Source organism: Uruburuella testudinis (assembly GCF_022870865.1).
GTDB classification, from domain to species: domain Bacteria; phylum Pseudomonadota; class Gammaproteobacteria; order Burkholderiales; family Neisseriaceae; genus Neisseria; species Neisseria testudinis.
The window spans coordinates 1,369,357-1,384,739 of sequence record NZ_CP091508.1 but is presented as its reverse complement, the minus strand read 5'-3'; the positions used below and the strand labels follow the sequence as shown (position 1 = coordinate 1,384,739).

Here is a 15,383-nt window from a genome sequence, read left to right as displayed (position 1 = left end):
CCTGTTGGAATGGAGCGGGAACAAAACCGCAATGCCCGCCCGCCCGTGCCTATCAATTATTTTTGCTTAGCTTTCTGTGGTTCGGCTGCTCTTTCTTTTGGAATTTTCTTATCCCGAACTCACATTCAATAAACTGAGGCCGTCTGAAAATCAGTTTTCAGACGGCCTCATCTGTGATTAAGGAGTTGCCGCTACGTTATTGCGCGGCCATGTAGCGGGTGCTTACCCTAAAACCGCCAGCGCGGCCTCGTAATCCGGCTCATTGGCGATTTCGCCGACCAATTCGCTGTGCAGCACCCGGTTGTTTTCATCCAACACCACCACTGCACGGGCATTGAGGCCGCGCATGCCGCTGCTGTCGATAGACACGCCGTAATCACGGGCAAAGCTGCTGCGGAAGCTGGAAAGCATGGTAACGTTGTCAATGCCTTCGGCACCGCAGAAACGGGCTTGTGCAAACGGCAGATCCGCAGAAATACACAACACGGCGGTGTTATCCAACGCTGCGGCTTTTTCGTTGAAGGTGCGTACCGATTTGGCACAAACGCCGGTGTCTACGCTGGGGAAAATATTCATGATTTTACGCTTGCCCGAAAAATCGGCCAGCGTTTTATCCGACAAATCATTGGCTGTTAATGTAAAATCGGGCGCACTCTGGCCGGCAGCCAAAAACGTTCCGCCCACTTCTACGGGCTTGCCTTGTAAGGTAACTTGCGACATAACACTTCCTTTCTCTTGCGGGTTAAGCTGCTTCACACACCGGTAAAGCGGCGGGATACACCGATACGGGGGTTTGCACCAGGGCAAACAAGGTTTCGAGCTGTTGCTGCGCCTGATTTTGCGCATGGTTTAAAATATCGGCTTTGCAGGCGCTTTGCAACACTTGTTTTTTGGCCTGCTCCTGCACGGTTTGAAACACACTCTTATCAATCGGGTGCAGGCCGAGCGATCCGGTTTTGATGTCGTAAACATCGAGATTATCCAAACTCACGCTTAAAATTTCCACCGGCGGCAGGCTGAGTATGATTTTATCGTTGACCACGTTAACATGCTCTGCGGTGAGTTTGTTCAAATCCACCCCTGCCACCACCCTGCCGTGCGCCATAAACAGGCCGGTTTGCGAATCCTGCCACAATGCATACCAATTGCCCGGCTTTTCGGTTTTGATGATGGTATCGATATAAAAAGCCGTGCTTTCCAGGCGGTTGAGATTCTGGATTTGCGTGAGCACGCCCTCCCGTGTGAGCACCGGTTGCGGTTGTGCCGTTTGCTGCCGGAAAAACCAAACGGCAGCAGCGGCGGCAGTCAGCAAAACCACCACCATCAATAAGCGGAGCAAAGTTTTCATACGGGCAGATTTGAGGTTGTGATTGCTAAGAGATGGTGCTGCTTGCAGAGATTTCAAGCACTCACTTGATATCCATTCAAATAAATCAGGCCGTCTGAAAACTTTTCAGACGGCCTGATACTGTTATCACAAGCTTATTGGCGTTGCGCATCCACAGCCGCCAAGGCCACCATATTTACGATGCGGCGCACGGTGGAAATCGGGGTAACAATGTGCACAGGCTTGTTTAGACCCATCAGAATCGGGCCGATGGTAATGCCGTTTGAAGACGACACCCGCAGCAGGTTATAGCTGATGTTGGCCGCTTCGATATTGGGCATCACCAACAGATTGGCCGAGCCTTTGAAGGTGCTTTCGGGGAAAATCTGCTGACGCATTTCTTCCATCATCGCCGCATCGCCCTGCATTTCGCCGTCGATCTGCAATTCGGGGTTTTGCTGCTGAATCAGCTTCAGGGCTTTCTGCATTTTGCGGCTGGATTCGTTATCAATCGAACCGTAATTGGAATTCGACAACAACGCCACTTTGGGGGTGATGCCGAAACGCTGCATTTCGGTGGCACACATCAACGTGCCCTGCGCCAGCTGTTCGGCGGTGGGGTCGGCGTTGACATAAGTGTCGGCGATAAAGAAATTGCCTTGGTTCAAAATCAGCGCATTCATGGCAAACGCATGCTGCTCAGGGTTGTTGTAGCCGATCACTTCTTCCATGATTTTGAAATGGTCGCGGTAGCGGCCGACCGTGCCGCACACCAGCGCATCGGCATGCCCCAATCGCACCATCAGCGCGCCCACCAGCGTGCTGTTGGCCAGCAGGCGGCGGCGGGCCATTTCTTCGGTAACGCCCTTGCGCTTGAGCAGGCTGTAATATTCCTGCCAAGATTCTTCATAATGCGGGTTGTTTTCGTTGTCGATCAGCTCAAAATCTTTGCCCGGCTGAATGGTAAGGCCGAGATGTTGCAGGCGTTCTTCAATTACCGCGGTGCGGCCGACCAACACAGGGAACGCCAGCTTTTGGGTGGCAATCTGTTGGGCGGCGTGCAATGAACGCTCGTCTTCACCTTCTGCCAGCACCACGCGTTTGACGTCTTTTTTGGCTTGCGCAAACACCGGCCGCATAAACAGGCTGGTTTTGTAAACAAACTGATTCAGTTTGTCGATATACGCGCCCATGTCTTCAATCGGGCGGGTGGCCACGCCGGAATCCATCGCCGCTTTGGCAACCGCCGGTGCAATAGTGGCAATCAGGCGCGGATCAAAAGGCTTGGGAATCAGGTATTCGGGGCCGAAGTGCAAATCGGCATCGCCGTAAGCGCCCGCTACCACGTCGCTTTGCTCGGCCATCGCCAAATCGGCAATCGCGCGCACACAGGCCAGCTTCATTTCTTCATTAATGGTGGTGGCGCCCACATCCAGCGCACCGCGGAAAATAAACGGGAAGCACAAAACATTGTTGACCTGGTTCGGAAAATCGGAACGGCCGGTGCCGATAATCACATCGGGGCGGGCGGCTTTGGCTTCCGGCGGCCAGATTTCGGGCTGCGGGTTGGCCAATGCCAGCACAATCGGGTTGTCATTCATGGTTTTGAGCATATCGGTGCTCAAAACATTGGCGCCGGAGAGGCCGAGGAAAATATCTTTTCCGGGCACGGCATCGGCCAAAACACGCTGGCCGTTGTCGGCCACGGCATAGTGTTTTTTCGATTCGTCCATGCGGTCTTTGTCTTCACGCGTTTGGTAAATCACGCCTTTGGAATCGCACACGGTGATGTTTTCGCGCTTCATGCCCAGCGCCACCAGCAGGTTGAGGCAGGCAATCGCCGCCGCGCCGGCACCGGAACACACCAGCGTGGCGTGTTCGATGTCTTTGCCGACCACGCGCAAACCGTTCAGCACTGCCGCTGCGGTGATGATGGCGGTGCCGTGCTGGTCATCGTGAAACACGGGAATATTGCACCGCTCGCGCAGTTTTTTCTCAATATAAAAACATTCGGGCGCTTTGATGTCTTCCAGGTTGATGCCGCCGAAAGTCGGCTCCAGCGAGGCGATGATGTCGACAATTTTATCAGGGTCGGTTTCGTTGACTTCGATATCAAACACATCAATACCGGCAAACTTTTTAAACAACACGCCCTTGCCTTCCATCACCGGCTTACCGGCCAGTGCGCCGATATTGCCCAAACCCAGCACGGCGGTGCCGTTGGAAATCACCGCCACCAGATTGCCGCGGGCGGTGTATTTGTAGGAAGCGAGCGGATCGTTGTAAATTTCCATACAGGGCGCGGCAACACCGGGCGAATAAGCCAAAGAGAGGTCGTATTGGGTGGCCAGCGGCTTGGTGGGCGCCACTTGGATTTTGCCGGGATTGGGGTATTCGTGAAAATGTAGGGCAGCTTCTTTGATTAAATCGTCCATGCTGATTATCCTGATGGTTTTATGGGTTTGTTCAGGCCGTCTGAAACCTTTTCAGACGGCCTCTTAAAACCCGTATGTTATCACGTGTAGTATGCTTGCGGATACTAGGCTGTCCTGATGTGTCATATATCATCATCTTTTTTGCGCTAAAAGCACATCTGCTGCGTTAAAAAGCCTCGCAAGATGCCCAATCTTGCTGCGTTTTTTGCCTTGCATCTGCACTTTTATCACAAAAAATCTGAATCATTCTGAATGGTTAGGACACCCTAGGCTGTCCTGACCATTCGATTTAAGGGGGATTTTTATGCCTGAGTGTGCAGATATCGGGAAAAACACAGTAAGATCAGCCGTCTTGCCAGGCTTTTCAACGCAATCGAATGCTCAGGACACGCTAAGGTTTTCCGACCATCCGATTTGCAGGCACTTTCTCTGCCGCAACCGACCGCTGCCCGGCCTTGAAAACACGGGGACGGCAGGCGCCGGGGCTGCAACCGAACTGTTTTTTGAAAGCGCGGCCAAAGCTTTGCAAATTGGTATAAGCGCCCGCCCGTGCCGCTTGCGCAATCGGCATGCCCTGCCGCAGCGCCTCGCGGGCAAGATGCAGTTTGTAGGCACGCCGGTATTGATCGATACTTTGGCCGTATGCGTTAAAAAAATCGCGCTGCAAGGTGGTGGCGTTGCTGTGGCAGGCGCGGGCAAGCTCGGTGAGCGTGTAATGTTCATAAGCGCTGTCGTGCAACATTTCGGCCAACCGCGCAATACGCTTGTCTGCCCCGCCAAGCGCTGGCCGGCTGTTGTCGGCCGCATCGGCAAACAGCAGCTGCAACACTTCGGCCAGCAGCGCGATGCTCTGGGCTTCCTGATGAAAGCGGCGCCATGCCGCAGGCAGATCGTGCGTGGCCAACAGGCGGCATACCTGCCGCATCACCGGCGCGTTGACCGCAAAATAATGCGGCTGCAAATGCGCCCGCAATAACGCCCGCCGCAACACCGGATTGTGCCCGCACCATTCTTCCAACCAGAAACGGCTGAAAAACAGCACCAATTCATTTTGACGGCCACGCTGAAAAACCTTTTCCCCCGCCACCGGTTCAATCATCGGCAACAACATGCCCATGCCGCCTGAGGCCGTCTGAACCCGGAAATCCTGCCTGTCCATGCGCAGATGCGTATTCCCCTGCAAGGTAATCACCAAACGCAGATCCGGCGTAAAACACACCGGCTGGTGCCAATGGTCGATCATGGTATCTGTGACCGCATATTTGTATTCGATGCCGTGATGCAACGTATACAGCAACACCTCGCCCTGCTGCTCGCCGCTGATTGAAAAATGCCGCCCGCCCGCATAAAGGGGGTGTTCCTGTATATTCATAATATTGTGTATCGGTCGCTAAAAAATTGTCGATGGGTCGCCGCCGGCCGGTCGGACGACAGGTATAATCCTATCCTTACTAATAATTATTATCAATAGGATTTATATGGGCGTAAAACATATTTTTTTCCGGCTCACCGTTTTGCAAAGCGCCCTGTTGGCAGGTTTTACCCAAGCCGCCGACATTCCGGCCGCACAAACCACACTGGAAACCGTTGAAGTGCAAGGGCACCGCAATGCCGCCCGCTACGGCTATATTCAAAGCAACGGCACATCGGCTACCGCCACCAAAACCAATACCCCGGTCAAAAACACCCCCAATTCCGTCAGCGTGATTACCCGCCGCCATCTCGACGAGCGCGACCCGCCGGACTTGCCGGCCACGCTGGCCTACACTTCCGGCATTTCCCGCAGCGGCTACCGCGGCGAAAACACCATGATTGAAGCCAGCGTGCGCGGTATCGGCGGCGATTTGGGCGGCGCCGGCGCACCGGCTTACGGCGGCACCGAGCTGCCCCACATCAACGGCATGCGCTATTACGCCCACCTTGAATTCAACCCCTATATCGTCGACCACATCGATGTATTGAAAGGCCCCGCCTCCGTGCTCTACGGCCAGGCCAACCCCGGCGGCATCATCAACATCATCACCAAACAGCCCACCGGCAGCAACGAACACGAAATCGTGGTCAAAACCGGCAGCGGCCGGCGCAAAGAAGCCGCCATCGATATCGACCGCGCTCTCAACGACCAACTCAGTTACCGTCTGATCGGCGCCGCCAAGCATGTAGAATGGCGCACCGGCAGCAACGGCAAGCAAGCATCCTACACCCTTGCGCCTTCATTCAAATGGCAAAACGACCGCACCCGCTTCACCCTTTCCGCCCTTTATGAAAACTCGCCCAAAGCCGGCGAACGCAACTTTTTACCGCGCAAAGGCACAGTAGACGCCTATTCCGACGGCACCCGCATTGACCGCAACTTTTTCGCCGGCGACCCCGCATTCAACGAACACCGCAATCGCAAACTGCGCATCGGCTATGCATTCGAGCATCAAGTCAACAGCCACCTCACCCTGAGCCAAGATGCCGCCTGGGGCAGATACCGCAACAAAATGAGCGTATTGGCCGCACTCGAAGGCGCACGTTGGACACAAGACCGGCCGTGGGGCCCGGGCTTGCGCAGCCGGGCGGTGGCCGACGGCCTGCTCGGCAGCGGCGAAAAAGACATCTACCGCGAATCCACCGTGTGGAACACCCATTGGCGCGAATTTCAGCTCGACAACCGCGCCACCTGGCAATTTGCAACAGGCCGTCTGAACCACACCCTGCTCACAGGCCTCGATTATTACGACGGCCGCGAACAATTCGACCGCTGGGAAGGCACCACCCAGCGCGGCATCAACAGCGCCAAGCCTGTTTACGGCGCAACCGTCGAACCCTTCCGCCAATCCCACAACCGCACCACCGGCATCCGCCAGCTCGGCCTTTATCTGCACGACCAAATGCAATGGGGCGGGCTCAACCTGCAAATCGGCGGCCGCTACGACCGCGCCCGCACCACCTACACCGACCCGCTGGCCTACAGCAACCGCAGCCAAAAGCTTTCAGACGGCCGCTTTACCTGGCGTGCCGGCGCGCTCTACCGCCTGCCGCACGGCCTTGCGCCTTATTTCAGCTACAGCACCTCATTCGTACCCGCCGTCGGCATCGACAACGACGGCCGGGCGCTCAAGCCCACCACCGCCCGCCAAGCCGAAATCGGCCTGAAATACACCCCGGCCGAGCATGTAATGCTTACCGCTTCCCTTTTCGACATCCGCCAGCGCAACCTCGCCACTTACGATGCCGGCAGCCAGGTACAGCAGCCCGACGGCAGCTTCAGCAGCGGCTACGCCACCACCGGCAAAGCGCGGATACGCGGTGCCGAAATCGAACTGCAAGGCGACATCACACCCGCTTGGGGCATCAGCGGCAGCTACACCTATCTCAATCAAAAAGTGCTCGAAGCCGCCTTCGACACCAACAACAACGACACCACCCGAGGCAAAACCCACTGGGGGCTGCCCCGCCACAGCGCCTCGCTCTGGAGCGACTACCGCTTCCGGCGCGGCAGCCTGCGCGGCTTCAGCATCGGCACCGGCATCCGCTATCAGAGCAAAACATGGGGCAACAATTTCAACACCTTCCGCGTCCCGGCCTACGCCTTATGGGATTTGAAACTGGCCTATCGGGCGGGCGAACGCTTCAAAGCTTTGCGCGGCACCAATATTCAGCTTAATATCCAAAACCTGACCGATAAAAAATACGTTGCCTCCTGCGCCGACGACTTTGCCTGCTTTTACGGCACCGGCCGCCGCGCCACCTTATCATTCGGCTACCGCTGGTAAGCCGGGGTATCCTAACCATTCGTTTACGGGGGATTTTTTCTCCCGGAAATGCAAATAGCGGGCAAAAAACGCAATAAGATTGGATATCTTACGAGGCTCTTTAACGCAACAGATATGCTTTTAGCGCAAAAAAGATGATGATAGATGACACATCAGGACACCCTAGGGTATCCGGACAATTTGTTTATGAGGGGATTTTTGTTCCTGAAAATGCAGATGTCAGGCAAAAAACGCAGCAAGATTGGACATTTTGCGAGGTTTTTTAACGCAGCAGATGCGTTTTCAGGGGCAAAATATACCCGTAAATCGACACATCAGGACACCCTAGAGCATTGAGGCCGTCTGAAACCATTTTTTTCAGACGGCCTCAATACCGATACACATTGACTGCAAAGGCCATGTTATGACTACACGCACACCCGTTCGCGACACCGAACACAAATACGACATCATCGACCACATCAACGAAGACCACAGCGATGATGTGCTCAACATCGCCCTTACCTATGCCGACCCGCACGCACAATCCGCCCGCGTGGCCGACCTTTACGAAGAAGGGCTGCTGATGGAAACACACAGCGCACAAGGCTGCCGCGAATATTTCATCCCCTTCCAGCTCGACCCTTGCAGCCTCGACGAACAAATCCACTACATCGTTTTCCGCGCTGCCGTCGAGCAGGGCAAGCCGCTCACCGGCGGCAAAAATCAATATTTCACCGTTATCAGCAACGAAAAAATCACCCCCAACATGCAGCGGATTACCTTGAAAAGCGAACAGCCCGTACCCGAAAACGAACCGGGCTACGCCTGGTATTTCCAACTGCAAACCCACAACCGGCGCACCGCACCACAAGCCGGCAGACTGCCGTCTGAAGATGTGGCCGCACAACGGCAGTTGATGGAAAAAATGCGCCATGCCGACAGCCGGGAGCGCCAACAAGTGCTCGGCGCCCTTTTTGAAGGGCTGCGCTACTATACCTTGCGCGCAACCCGCAAAAGCCCCGACGCCGCCTTTGCCGATATTGCCGTGATCGATGTCTTTCTACACGGCAACACCCACGGCAGCCGCTGGGCGAGCACCCTGCAAGCCGGCGACCTGATCCGCAGCACCGCCGATTTTCACGAACACACCACCCATCTGGCCCAAGGCCGTGCGCTGCTGATGGGCGACGAAACCGCCCTACCCACTGTTGCCGCCCTGTTGGAAAACTGGCAAAACCCCATCCCGCCGGTGGTCATCAGCATCACCGGTGATGAGGCCGACCAACCCTACCTGCCCGACACCATGCTGCCGGCCGGCACACACATCCACCGCATCAGCAGCCGCGGCGATACCCCCGCCGCCATTACCGCCTGTTTGAAGCTTCATCCCGAAATCGACACCGCCTGGGGGGCGCTCGAAGCCGCCGATGCCACCGCCATACGAAAATACCTGCGCGAACTAGGCTTGCCGCGCGAACGCAACCGCATCAAAGGCTATTGGCGCCGCGCCGCCGCACCAACCGATAAGGCCGTCTGAAAACATCATGGAATCTATCCGCATCTTAAACGCCGTTCTGCTTGTCGCGCTGCCGTGTGCCTGTTCGCCCCAAGAGCGCGACACCGCCGCCGCACCCGCCGCCCTTATCCGCATCACCACCGCCGAAGGCAGCGCCGAAGTGCCGGCACGGCCGGCCAAAGTAGCGGTTTACGACTATGCCGTACTCGACACCGTCACCGCCCTGGGCGTGCATCCCGCCGTAGTGCCGGAAAAAAGCTTTTTAGACTACCTCGATCAGGCATCGGCACAGGCCGTCGGCGCCGGCACCATTTTCGAGCCCGATCAAGAAGCGCTGCACGCCGCACGCCCCGATCTGATTATGCTCGGCTTGTCGGCCAACCGCCTGCAACACGAGCTTAAAGCCATCGCACCCACCGTCAACATGAGCGTGAACGGCAGCAGCCTGATTTCAGACGGCCTCAAGCGCTTAGACGACTTCGGCAGATTGTTCGGCAAAACCGCCGAAGCCGAAGCGCTGCACCGGCAAACTGCCCGCCTGCTGGCCGACACCCGCGCCGCCATCCGCGCACAAAACCCGCACAACGCCCTGGTGATTATGGTCAACGGCGGCAAGCTCTCGGCTTTTGGCGAAGCTTCTTATTTCGGCTGGGTTTACCGCGAACTGGGCATTCCGATTGCGCCCAACAGCCTGGCGCTGCAACAGCGCGGCCTGCCGGTATCGTTTGAATTTTTGCGCCAAACCGATCCCGACTGGCTGTTTGTGGTCGACCGCAGCACCGCCGTCGGTGAAGCCGGCCTGGCCGCCCGCAGCGTGCTGGACAACCCGCTCATGCACCAAACCCGCGCCTGGCGGCAAGGTCATATCGTTTACCTCAGCAGCGCCGCTTTTATTGCCGGCGGCGGTATCCGCCAGATTCAGCTTGATTTGAACAACATCCGCCGCGCCTTTATTCAAACCGCCACGCATTAACAAGCGTTTAGAAAAATTTGCTCAGCTTTCTGTCGTCAATTTATTCGAATTTAACGATGCCCTTCTTGTGGTTTTTGTTTGCATGCAAACAGCCGCTTGCTACAAAGCGGCGGCTCTTTTTTTTGGAATTTTCTTATCCCGAACTCACGTTAATTTAAAAAACCGTTTGTGATACCGATTTTGTGAAAACAATATTGACAGGCCGTCTGAAAAATATCCATATTGCACACACAAAAAGCGCGGACAACATACAGTCCGCGCTTTTGATATAACCTGCTTGCCTGATATTTTCAGACGGCCTCAGTTTTGCCCCGAAGCCTGATCTCCGAGCAGCTTGTTCATCGGTTTCAAATTGAGTGCATTGCCCTGGCTGACAATCCATTTATCTTCCACCCGCCATGTGCCGCCCGCATCTTCCAGGCGCACATACCAGTGGTTGGCCGCCGGCAGCGGTTTGAACACGGCGGAATATTCGTGTTTATTGCCCGAAGCCACGCCGGATTGCACCGCCTGCAATTTCACAGTTTGATCGTTGGCCTTTTTGGCCGGATGCATCAGCACCAGATTCAAAGGCCGGCCGCTATCGAAATCGCCGCTCACAAACACTTTGGCCGCATCGTTGTCGGGGCTGACCAACACCTGCGCTTCGATATGGCGTTTCACAGCCTCTTCATCGCGGTGCAGTTGGATGTCGATGTGTTTGCCGTCTTTATAATAATCATCGCTCACCAAATCGGCAGCATTTTTCTGCGCCAGATAAAACGTGGTAAAACCCGCCACCACCACGATAGCGGGCCCGGCCATCAGCAGCCAGGGCCACGGCTCTTTATACCATACCCTGGATTTTTCTTGCTTGCTCAAATCATTCTCCAATAAACGAGGCTTTTTCAGTCAGCGTGCGCGGTGCTTCGTTATCATCAGCATAACGGTAGCTGAATTCAAACTCGATGGGGTGGCTGCCCTTATCTGCATATTCGGGAATGGTAGACACCTGCACCGGCACGGTAATGGTTTCGTTGCCGGGCACGGTAATACCGCCCTCTGGCAGGCCGGTGAGTGTGATTTCATCGAAACCGCTCACTTTGGCATCGAGCACCTGCTCTTTTTCGCTGGCGTTGATAATGCGCAGATTATACGCGTTTTCCAGCCAGCCCTGATTGTTTTCACGCACCATCACGCCGCGGTCTTTGATAATGTCGACATGCAGCGTTTCGCGGGTAACGATACCGAACAGCAAAGCCGCCACCGCTGCAAACAACACCGCACCATAGCCCAGCACACGCGGGCGCAGTAAACGTTTTTTGATGTCTTTTTCAGAATATTCGTGTTTCAACGCGCTTTCAGTGGTATAGCGGATCAGCCCGCGCGGATAATCCATTTTATCCATGATTTCATCGCAGGCATCAATACAGGCGGCGCAACCGATGCACTCATATTGCAAGCCGTCGCGGATATCGATGCCCACCGGGCACACCTGCACGCACATGGTGCAGTTGATGCAGTCGCCAAGATGAGTATCTTCGCGGCTGGCAGTTTTTTTGCGGGCGCCGCGCGGTTCGCCGCGCTCTTCGTCATACGAAATCACCAAGGTATCGTGGTCGAACATCGCGCTTTGGAAACGGGCATAAGGACACATATATTTGCACACCTGCTCACGCATAATGTGGGCAAACAAAAACGTCATAAAGCCGTAAAACGCAGCAGCAAACAAGGCTCCGCCGCCGGCACTGAGCGCAAACACCGCCGGCACGAATTCGCGAATCGGCGTAAACCAGCCGGCAAAGGTAATGCCCGTCCACGCGCACACCACAAAAATCAACAGGTATTTAGTGGCCTTGATGCGGATTTTGCGGGCATTCCACGGCTCTTTATCCAACTTCAGGCGCTTGTTGCGGTCGCCTTCGACAAAATGATCGATCCACAGCATAATTTCGGTATACACCGTTTGCGGACAGGCATAGCCGCACCACAAGCGCCCGGCAATCGTGGTCCACCAAAACAGGCCGAAAGCGCTGATAATCAGCAGGCCGGCCAGATAAATCAAATCACCCATGCCCAGCGAGAGGCCGAAAATATAAAAATGCCGCTCGGGAATATCAAACAACACCGCCTGACGGCCGCTCCAGTTAAACCACGGCAACACATAAAACACAAACTGTGTTGCCAAAATTGCCGCAATACGCCAATTGGCAAAGCGCCCTTTCGCCAGCTTGGGATGAATGCGCTTGCCGCTCTGGTAAAGTTGGACCACCTGCTCTTTGGGGCGGCCGGCCTGAGGCTCTTTCGACATGGTATGTTCCTTAATCATTAACGGTATTGGTTTTTTTATGCACTATATTATACGTCTGTTTCAGACGGCCAGGCAGCATATACATCAAATCCGCTTGATATATATCGCAAAACCCATCAGGCCGTCTGAAAACACTTGCCAATCATCCAAAACTCATTTAAAGTTTTTGTATTAATACAAAATAGGTTTTGTTTAATGCAATTAAACCCCAAAGGCACCACCGCTGTCAACATCGCCCAATCCATCGAGCAGCTGATCCGCAACCAACACTGGCCGCCGGGCTTCCGCCTGCCCACCGTGCGTGCGCTGGCCGAAGAATTGGGCGTTAACCCCAACACCATTTCCGCCGCCTACAAACAACTGCGCAACGCCGGCATCATCGCCACCGACGGCCGCCGCGGCAGCTTTGTGCCCGAAAAAACCGCCGCCTGGCAAACCATGGCCCTGCCCACCGGCCTGATCGACCTGGCCAGCGGCAATGTCGACCGCAATCTGTTGCCGAGCATCAACCCAGCACACATCAGCGGCTACAACCTCGCCACCGATGTCGGCAGCCACGGCGACAGCCCCGCGCTGATTGCATTTATACAACACTGGCTGCAACAACACTGCCACACCAGCGCCGAGCCCTATCTCTTTTTCGGCAGCCTCGACATCATCGAACGCGCCCTCACCCAACGTTGCCTGCCCGGCGCCAAAGTATTGATTGAAGACCCCTGCTGGCCGCCCGCTATCGCCCTGCTCAACCATCTGCGCCTGCAAGCCGTGCCGCTGGCGATGGATGCCGAAGGTGCCAAAATTCCCGCGCCGGCCGTTCTCGACAACGCCTCTGCCGTGATTCTGACCGCCCGCGCCCACAGCCCCACCGGCATCTGCTACAGCCGCACACGCTGGCAACAATGGCAGCAGGCTCTCGACAACCGCAATATCCTGCTGATTATCGACGACCATTGGGGCGCGCTCAGCCGCATGCCGTTTCACGGTATGCAGAGTTTTACCAACGAATGGATTTATTCCACCTCCACCAGCAAATTTCTCGGCACCGATTTCCGCATTGCCGTTGCCGCCGGCAACAGCCCCATCCTGCCGGCCATGAAAACCCGCTTTACCCTCGGCCCCCGCTGGATCAGCAAACTTTTACAACACCTCGCCCTCAACATCTGGCAAAGCCTCGATTCAGACGGCCTCAACCGCATTGCCGAAAGCTACGCCCACCGCCGCCGATTGCTGCTCGATGCACTGGCCGCACACCACATCCGCCTGCCCTACCACCCCGAGCACGGCGAAGGCATGCACATCTGGCTGCCCGTGCCCAACGAAGCCCACATCATCCAAGCCCTCGCCGCCAAAGGCTGGGCCGTACAAAGCGGCGCACCAATTTCCCTCAGCCGCCAACCCGCCATCCGCATCACTGTCAGCAATCTGAGCACGGAAGACTGCCAACCGCTAGCCGATGATATCGCCGAAGCGCTCGGCAGCAGCGGACGAGCGATTTATTGATTTGGCTTTTACTGAATAACTAAAGGCCGTCTGAAAAATATCTTTCATACCCATTCACAAAAGTAAGCTAACAAGGCGGTGGGCCGAAGACAGTACACACGTACGGCACGGCGAGCCAATGCTGTTAGGTTATGTTTGTGAATGGGTATTATTAGCCAATAAAAATGCCTGTCTGAAAACCCATTCAGACAGGCATTTGCTTTTCAGACGGCCTTATTTCTTCAATTCAGCCAAAATCTCATCTACAGTGGCTTTGGCATCGCCGAAGCACATCACGCTGTTTTCATTAAAAAACAACGGGTTTTGCACACCGGCATAACCGGTATTCATCGAGCGTTTGAACACCACTACTTCGCGCGCTTTCCACACTTCCAACACCGGCATACCGGCGATGGGCGAATTGGGGTCGGTTTGGGCGGCGGGGTTAACGGTATCGTTGGCGCCGATGACCAGCACCACATCGGTTTCGGGGAAATCGTCGTTGATTTCGTCCATTTCCAACACGATATCGTAAGGCACTTTGGCTTCGGCCAGCAATACGTTCATGTGGCCGGGCAGGCGGCCTGCTACGGGGTGGATGCCGAAACGCACTTCCACGCCCTGCTTGCGCAACAGATCGGTAATTTCAGCTACCGGATATTGCGCCTGCGCCACCGCCATGCCGTAGCCCGGTGTGATAATCACGCTGTTGGCGCCTTTGAGCATTTCGGCCACATCGGCAGGCTTCACTTCGCGGTATTCGCCCACTTCTTCACCATCAGCGGCAGCAGAAGAGCCGTCGGTGCCGAAGCCGCCGGCAATCACTGAAATGAACGAGCGGTTCATGGCTTTACACATAATATACGACAGAATCGCACCGCTGGAGCCGACCAATGCGCCGGTGACAATCAGCAAGTCGTTGCCGAGCATAAAGCCCGCCGCTGCCGCCGCCCAACCGGAATACGAGTTGAGCATCGACACCACTACCGGCATATCCGCGCCGCCGATGGCTGCGACCAGATGCCAGCCGAATGCCAGCGCAATAGCGGTCATCACCACCAGCGCCAGCCAGCTGCCGTCGGCGCCGACAAAGCCGAGCAAGAGCAGAAACGACACCACCAGCGCGGCCAGATTGAGCTTGTGTTTGTGCGGCAGGCTCAAGGGTTTGCTGCTGATTTTGCCGTTGAGTTTGCCGAATGCGACGATGGAGCCGGTAAACGTTACCGCACCGATAAACACGCCGAGAAACACTTCAATCAAGTGGATATTGTGCATATCGGCCGACACATCGCCCGGCTCGATAAAGCTGTTAAAGCCCACCAACACCGCCGCCAGGCCGACAAAGCTGTGCAACAGCGCAATCAGCTCCGGCATTTCGGTCATTTCAACCTTTTGCGCTTTATAAATGCCGACTGCGGCGCCGATGGCCATGGCGATAATCACCCAGCCCAAACCGGCGGTATTTTCACTGAAAATGGTGGCAAACAAGGCAATCGCCATACCGGCCATGCCGTAATAACAGCCGTTTTTGGCGCTTTCCTGCTTCGACAGCCCGGCCAGCGAAAGAATAAACAAGATGGCGGCAACAATGTATGCCGCAGTAACCAATCCGTGTGACAT

General features: G+C 55.7%; 12 protein-coding genes. 5 read left to right on the top strand and 7 right to left on the bottom strand.

Annotated features, from left to right (window positions below; all coding sequences use genetic code 11):
- Positions 1-222: 222 nt before the first annotated feature.
- From tpx to LVJ83_RS06365, 4 genes are all read right to left on the bottom strand, one after another.
- Entirely contained in the window at positions 223-720 is a 498-nt protein-coding gene (gene tpx / locus LVJ83_RS06380) for a thiol peroxidase (protein WP_244787409.1), read from the bottom strand.
- 22 nt (positions 721-742) lie between these two features.
- The gene (locus LVJ83_RS06375; protein WP_244787407.1) at positions 743-1,348 is read right to left on the bottom strand and encodes a DUF4230 domain-containing protein; all 606 of its coding nucleotides are present in this window, start codon (positions 1,346-1,348) and stop codon (positions 743-745) included.
- Positions 1,349-1,482: 134 nt separating this feature from the next.
- Entirely contained in the window at positions 1,483-3,762 is a 2,280-nt protein-coding gene (locus LVJ83_RS06370) for an NADP-dependent malic enzyme (protein WP_244787405.1), read from the bottom strand.
- A 391-nt stretch (positions 3,763-4,153) separates the two neighbouring features.
- Positions 4,154-5,134: a helix-turn-helix domain-containing protein gene (locus tag LVJ83_RS06365; protein WP_244787403.1), complete on the bottom strand. Its 981-nt coding sequence runs from the start codon at positions 5,132-5,134 to the stop codon at positions 4,154-4,156.
- 106 nt (positions 5,135-5,240) lie between these two features.
- Here LVJ83_RS06365 and LVJ83_RS06360 point away from each other — a divergent pair, with 106 nt between their 5' ends.
- The 4 genes from LVJ83_RS06360 (at position 5,241) to LVJ83_RS06345 (ending at position 9,994) form a co-directional block, all read left to right on the top strand.
- On the top strand, positions 5,241-7,523 hold the full coding sequence (locus tag LVJ83_RS06360; protein WP_244787401.1) for a TonB-dependent siderophore receptor: 2,283 nt from the start codon (positions 5,241-5,243) through the stop codon (positions 7,521-7,523).
- A gap of 186 nt (positions 7,524-7,709) precedes the next feature.
- A complete protein-coding gene (locus tag LVJ83_RS06355; RefSeq protein WP_244787399.1) occupies positions 7,710-7,859 on the top strand; it encodes a hypothetical protein in 150 nt (49 codons plus the stop codon).
- 67 nt (positions 7,860-7,926) lie between these two features.
- Entirely contained in the window at positions 7,927-9,042 is a 1,116-nt protein-coding gene (locus LVJ83_RS06350; RefSeq protein WP_244787397.1) for a siderophore-interacting protein, read from the top strand.
- Between the two features lie 7 nt (positions 9,043-9,049).
- Positions 9,050-9,994 carry a siderophore ABC transporter substrate-binding protein gene (locus LVJ83_RS06345; RefSeq protein ID WP_244787395.1) on the top strand — a complete coding sequence of 315 codons (945 nt, stop codon included), beginning with the start codon at positions 9,050-9,052 and terminating at the stop codon, positions 9,992-9,994.
- A 300-nt stretch (positions 9,995-10,294) separates the two neighbouring features.
- Here LVJ83_RS06345 and LVJ83_RS06340 read toward each other — a convergent pair whose 3' ends face one another.
- Both LVJ83_RS06340 and ccoG read right to left on the bottom strand, forming a co-directional pair.
- The gene (locus LVJ83_RS06340; protein WP_280515229.1) at positions 10,295-10,855 is read right to left on the bottom strand and encodes a FixH family protein; all 561 of its coding nucleotides are present in this window, start codon (positions 10,853-10,855) and stop codon (positions 10,295-10,297) included.
- Position 10,856: 1 nt separating this feature from the next.
- Entirely contained in the window at positions 10,857-12,284 is a 1,428-nt protein-coding gene (gene ccoG / locus LVJ83_RS06335) for a cytochrome c oxidase accessory protein CcoG (protein WP_425316022.1), read from the bottom strand.
- Between the two features lie 195 nt (positions 12,285-12,479).
- On the opposite strand from ccoG, the gene LVJ83_RS06330 reads away from it, so the two are divergent.
- Positions 12,480-13,784 carry an aminotransferase class I/II-fold pyridoxal phosphate-dependent enzyme gene (locus tag LVJ83_RS06330; RefSeq protein WP_244787391.1) on the top strand — a complete coding sequence of 435 codons (1,305 nt, stop codon included), beginning with the start codon at positions 12,480-12,482 and terminating at the stop codon, positions 13,782-13,784.
- A gap of 213 nt (positions 13,785-13,997) precedes the next feature.
- Here LVJ83_RS06330 and pntB read toward each other — a convergent pair whose 3' ends face one another.
- Complete coding sequence (gene pntB, locus LVJ83_RS06325) at positions 13,998-15,383, bottom strand: Re/Si-specific NAD(P)(+) transhydrogenase subunit beta (protein ID WP_244787389.1); 1,386 nt, start codon at positions 15,381-15,383, stop codon at positions 13,998-14,000.

What these genes read in the sequence shown, in the direction of transcription:
- pntB (WP_244787389.1), bottom strand. Translation starts at nt 15,383, where the DNA reads ATGTCACACGGATTGGTTACTGCGGCATACATTGTTGCCGCCATCTTG.
- LVJ83_RS06375 (WP_244787407.1), bottom strand. Translation starts at nt 1,348, where the DNA reads ATGAAAACTTTGCTCCGCTTATTGATGGTGGTGGTTTTGCTGACTGCC.
- LVJ83_RS06350 (WP_244787397.1), top strand. Translation starts at nt 7,927, where the DNA reads ATGACTACACGCACACCCGTTCGCGACACCGAACACAAATACGACATC.
- LVJ83_RS06370 (WP_244787405.1), bottom strand. Translation starts at nt 3,762, where the DNA reads ATGGACGATTTAATCAAAGAAGCTGCCCTACATTTTCACGAATACCCC.
- LVJ83_RS06345 (WP_244787395.1), top strand. Translation starts at nt 9,050, where the DNA reads ATGGAATCTATCCGCATCTTAAACGCCGTTCTGCTTGTCGCGCTGCCG.
- LVJ83_RS06360 (WP_244787401.1), top strand. Translation starts at nt 5,241, where the DNA reads ATGGGCGTAAAACATATTTTTTTCCGGCTCACCGTTTTGCAAAGCGCC.
- LVJ83_RS06330 (WP_244787391.1), top strand. Translation starts at nt 12,480, where the DNA reads ATGCAATTAAACCCCAAAGGCACCACCGCTGTCAACATCGCCCAATCC.
- LVJ83_RS06355 (WP_244787399.1), top strand. Translation starts at nt 7,710, where the DNA reads ATGAGGGGATTTTTGTTCCTGAAAATGCAGATGTCAGGCAAAAAACGC.
- tpx (WP_244787409.1), bottom strand. Translation starts at nt 720, where the DNA reads ATGTCGCAAGTTACCTTACAAGGCAAGCCCGTAGAAGTGGGCGGAACG.
- ccoG (WP_425316022.1), bottom strand. Translation starts at nt 12,284, where the DNA reads ATGTCGAAAGAGCCTCAGGCCGGCCGCCCCAAAGAGCAGGTGGTCCAA.
- LVJ83_RS06365 (WP_244787403.1), bottom strand. Translation starts at nt 5,134, where the DNA reads ATGAATATACAGGAACACCCCCTTTATGCGGGCGGGCGGCATTTTTCA.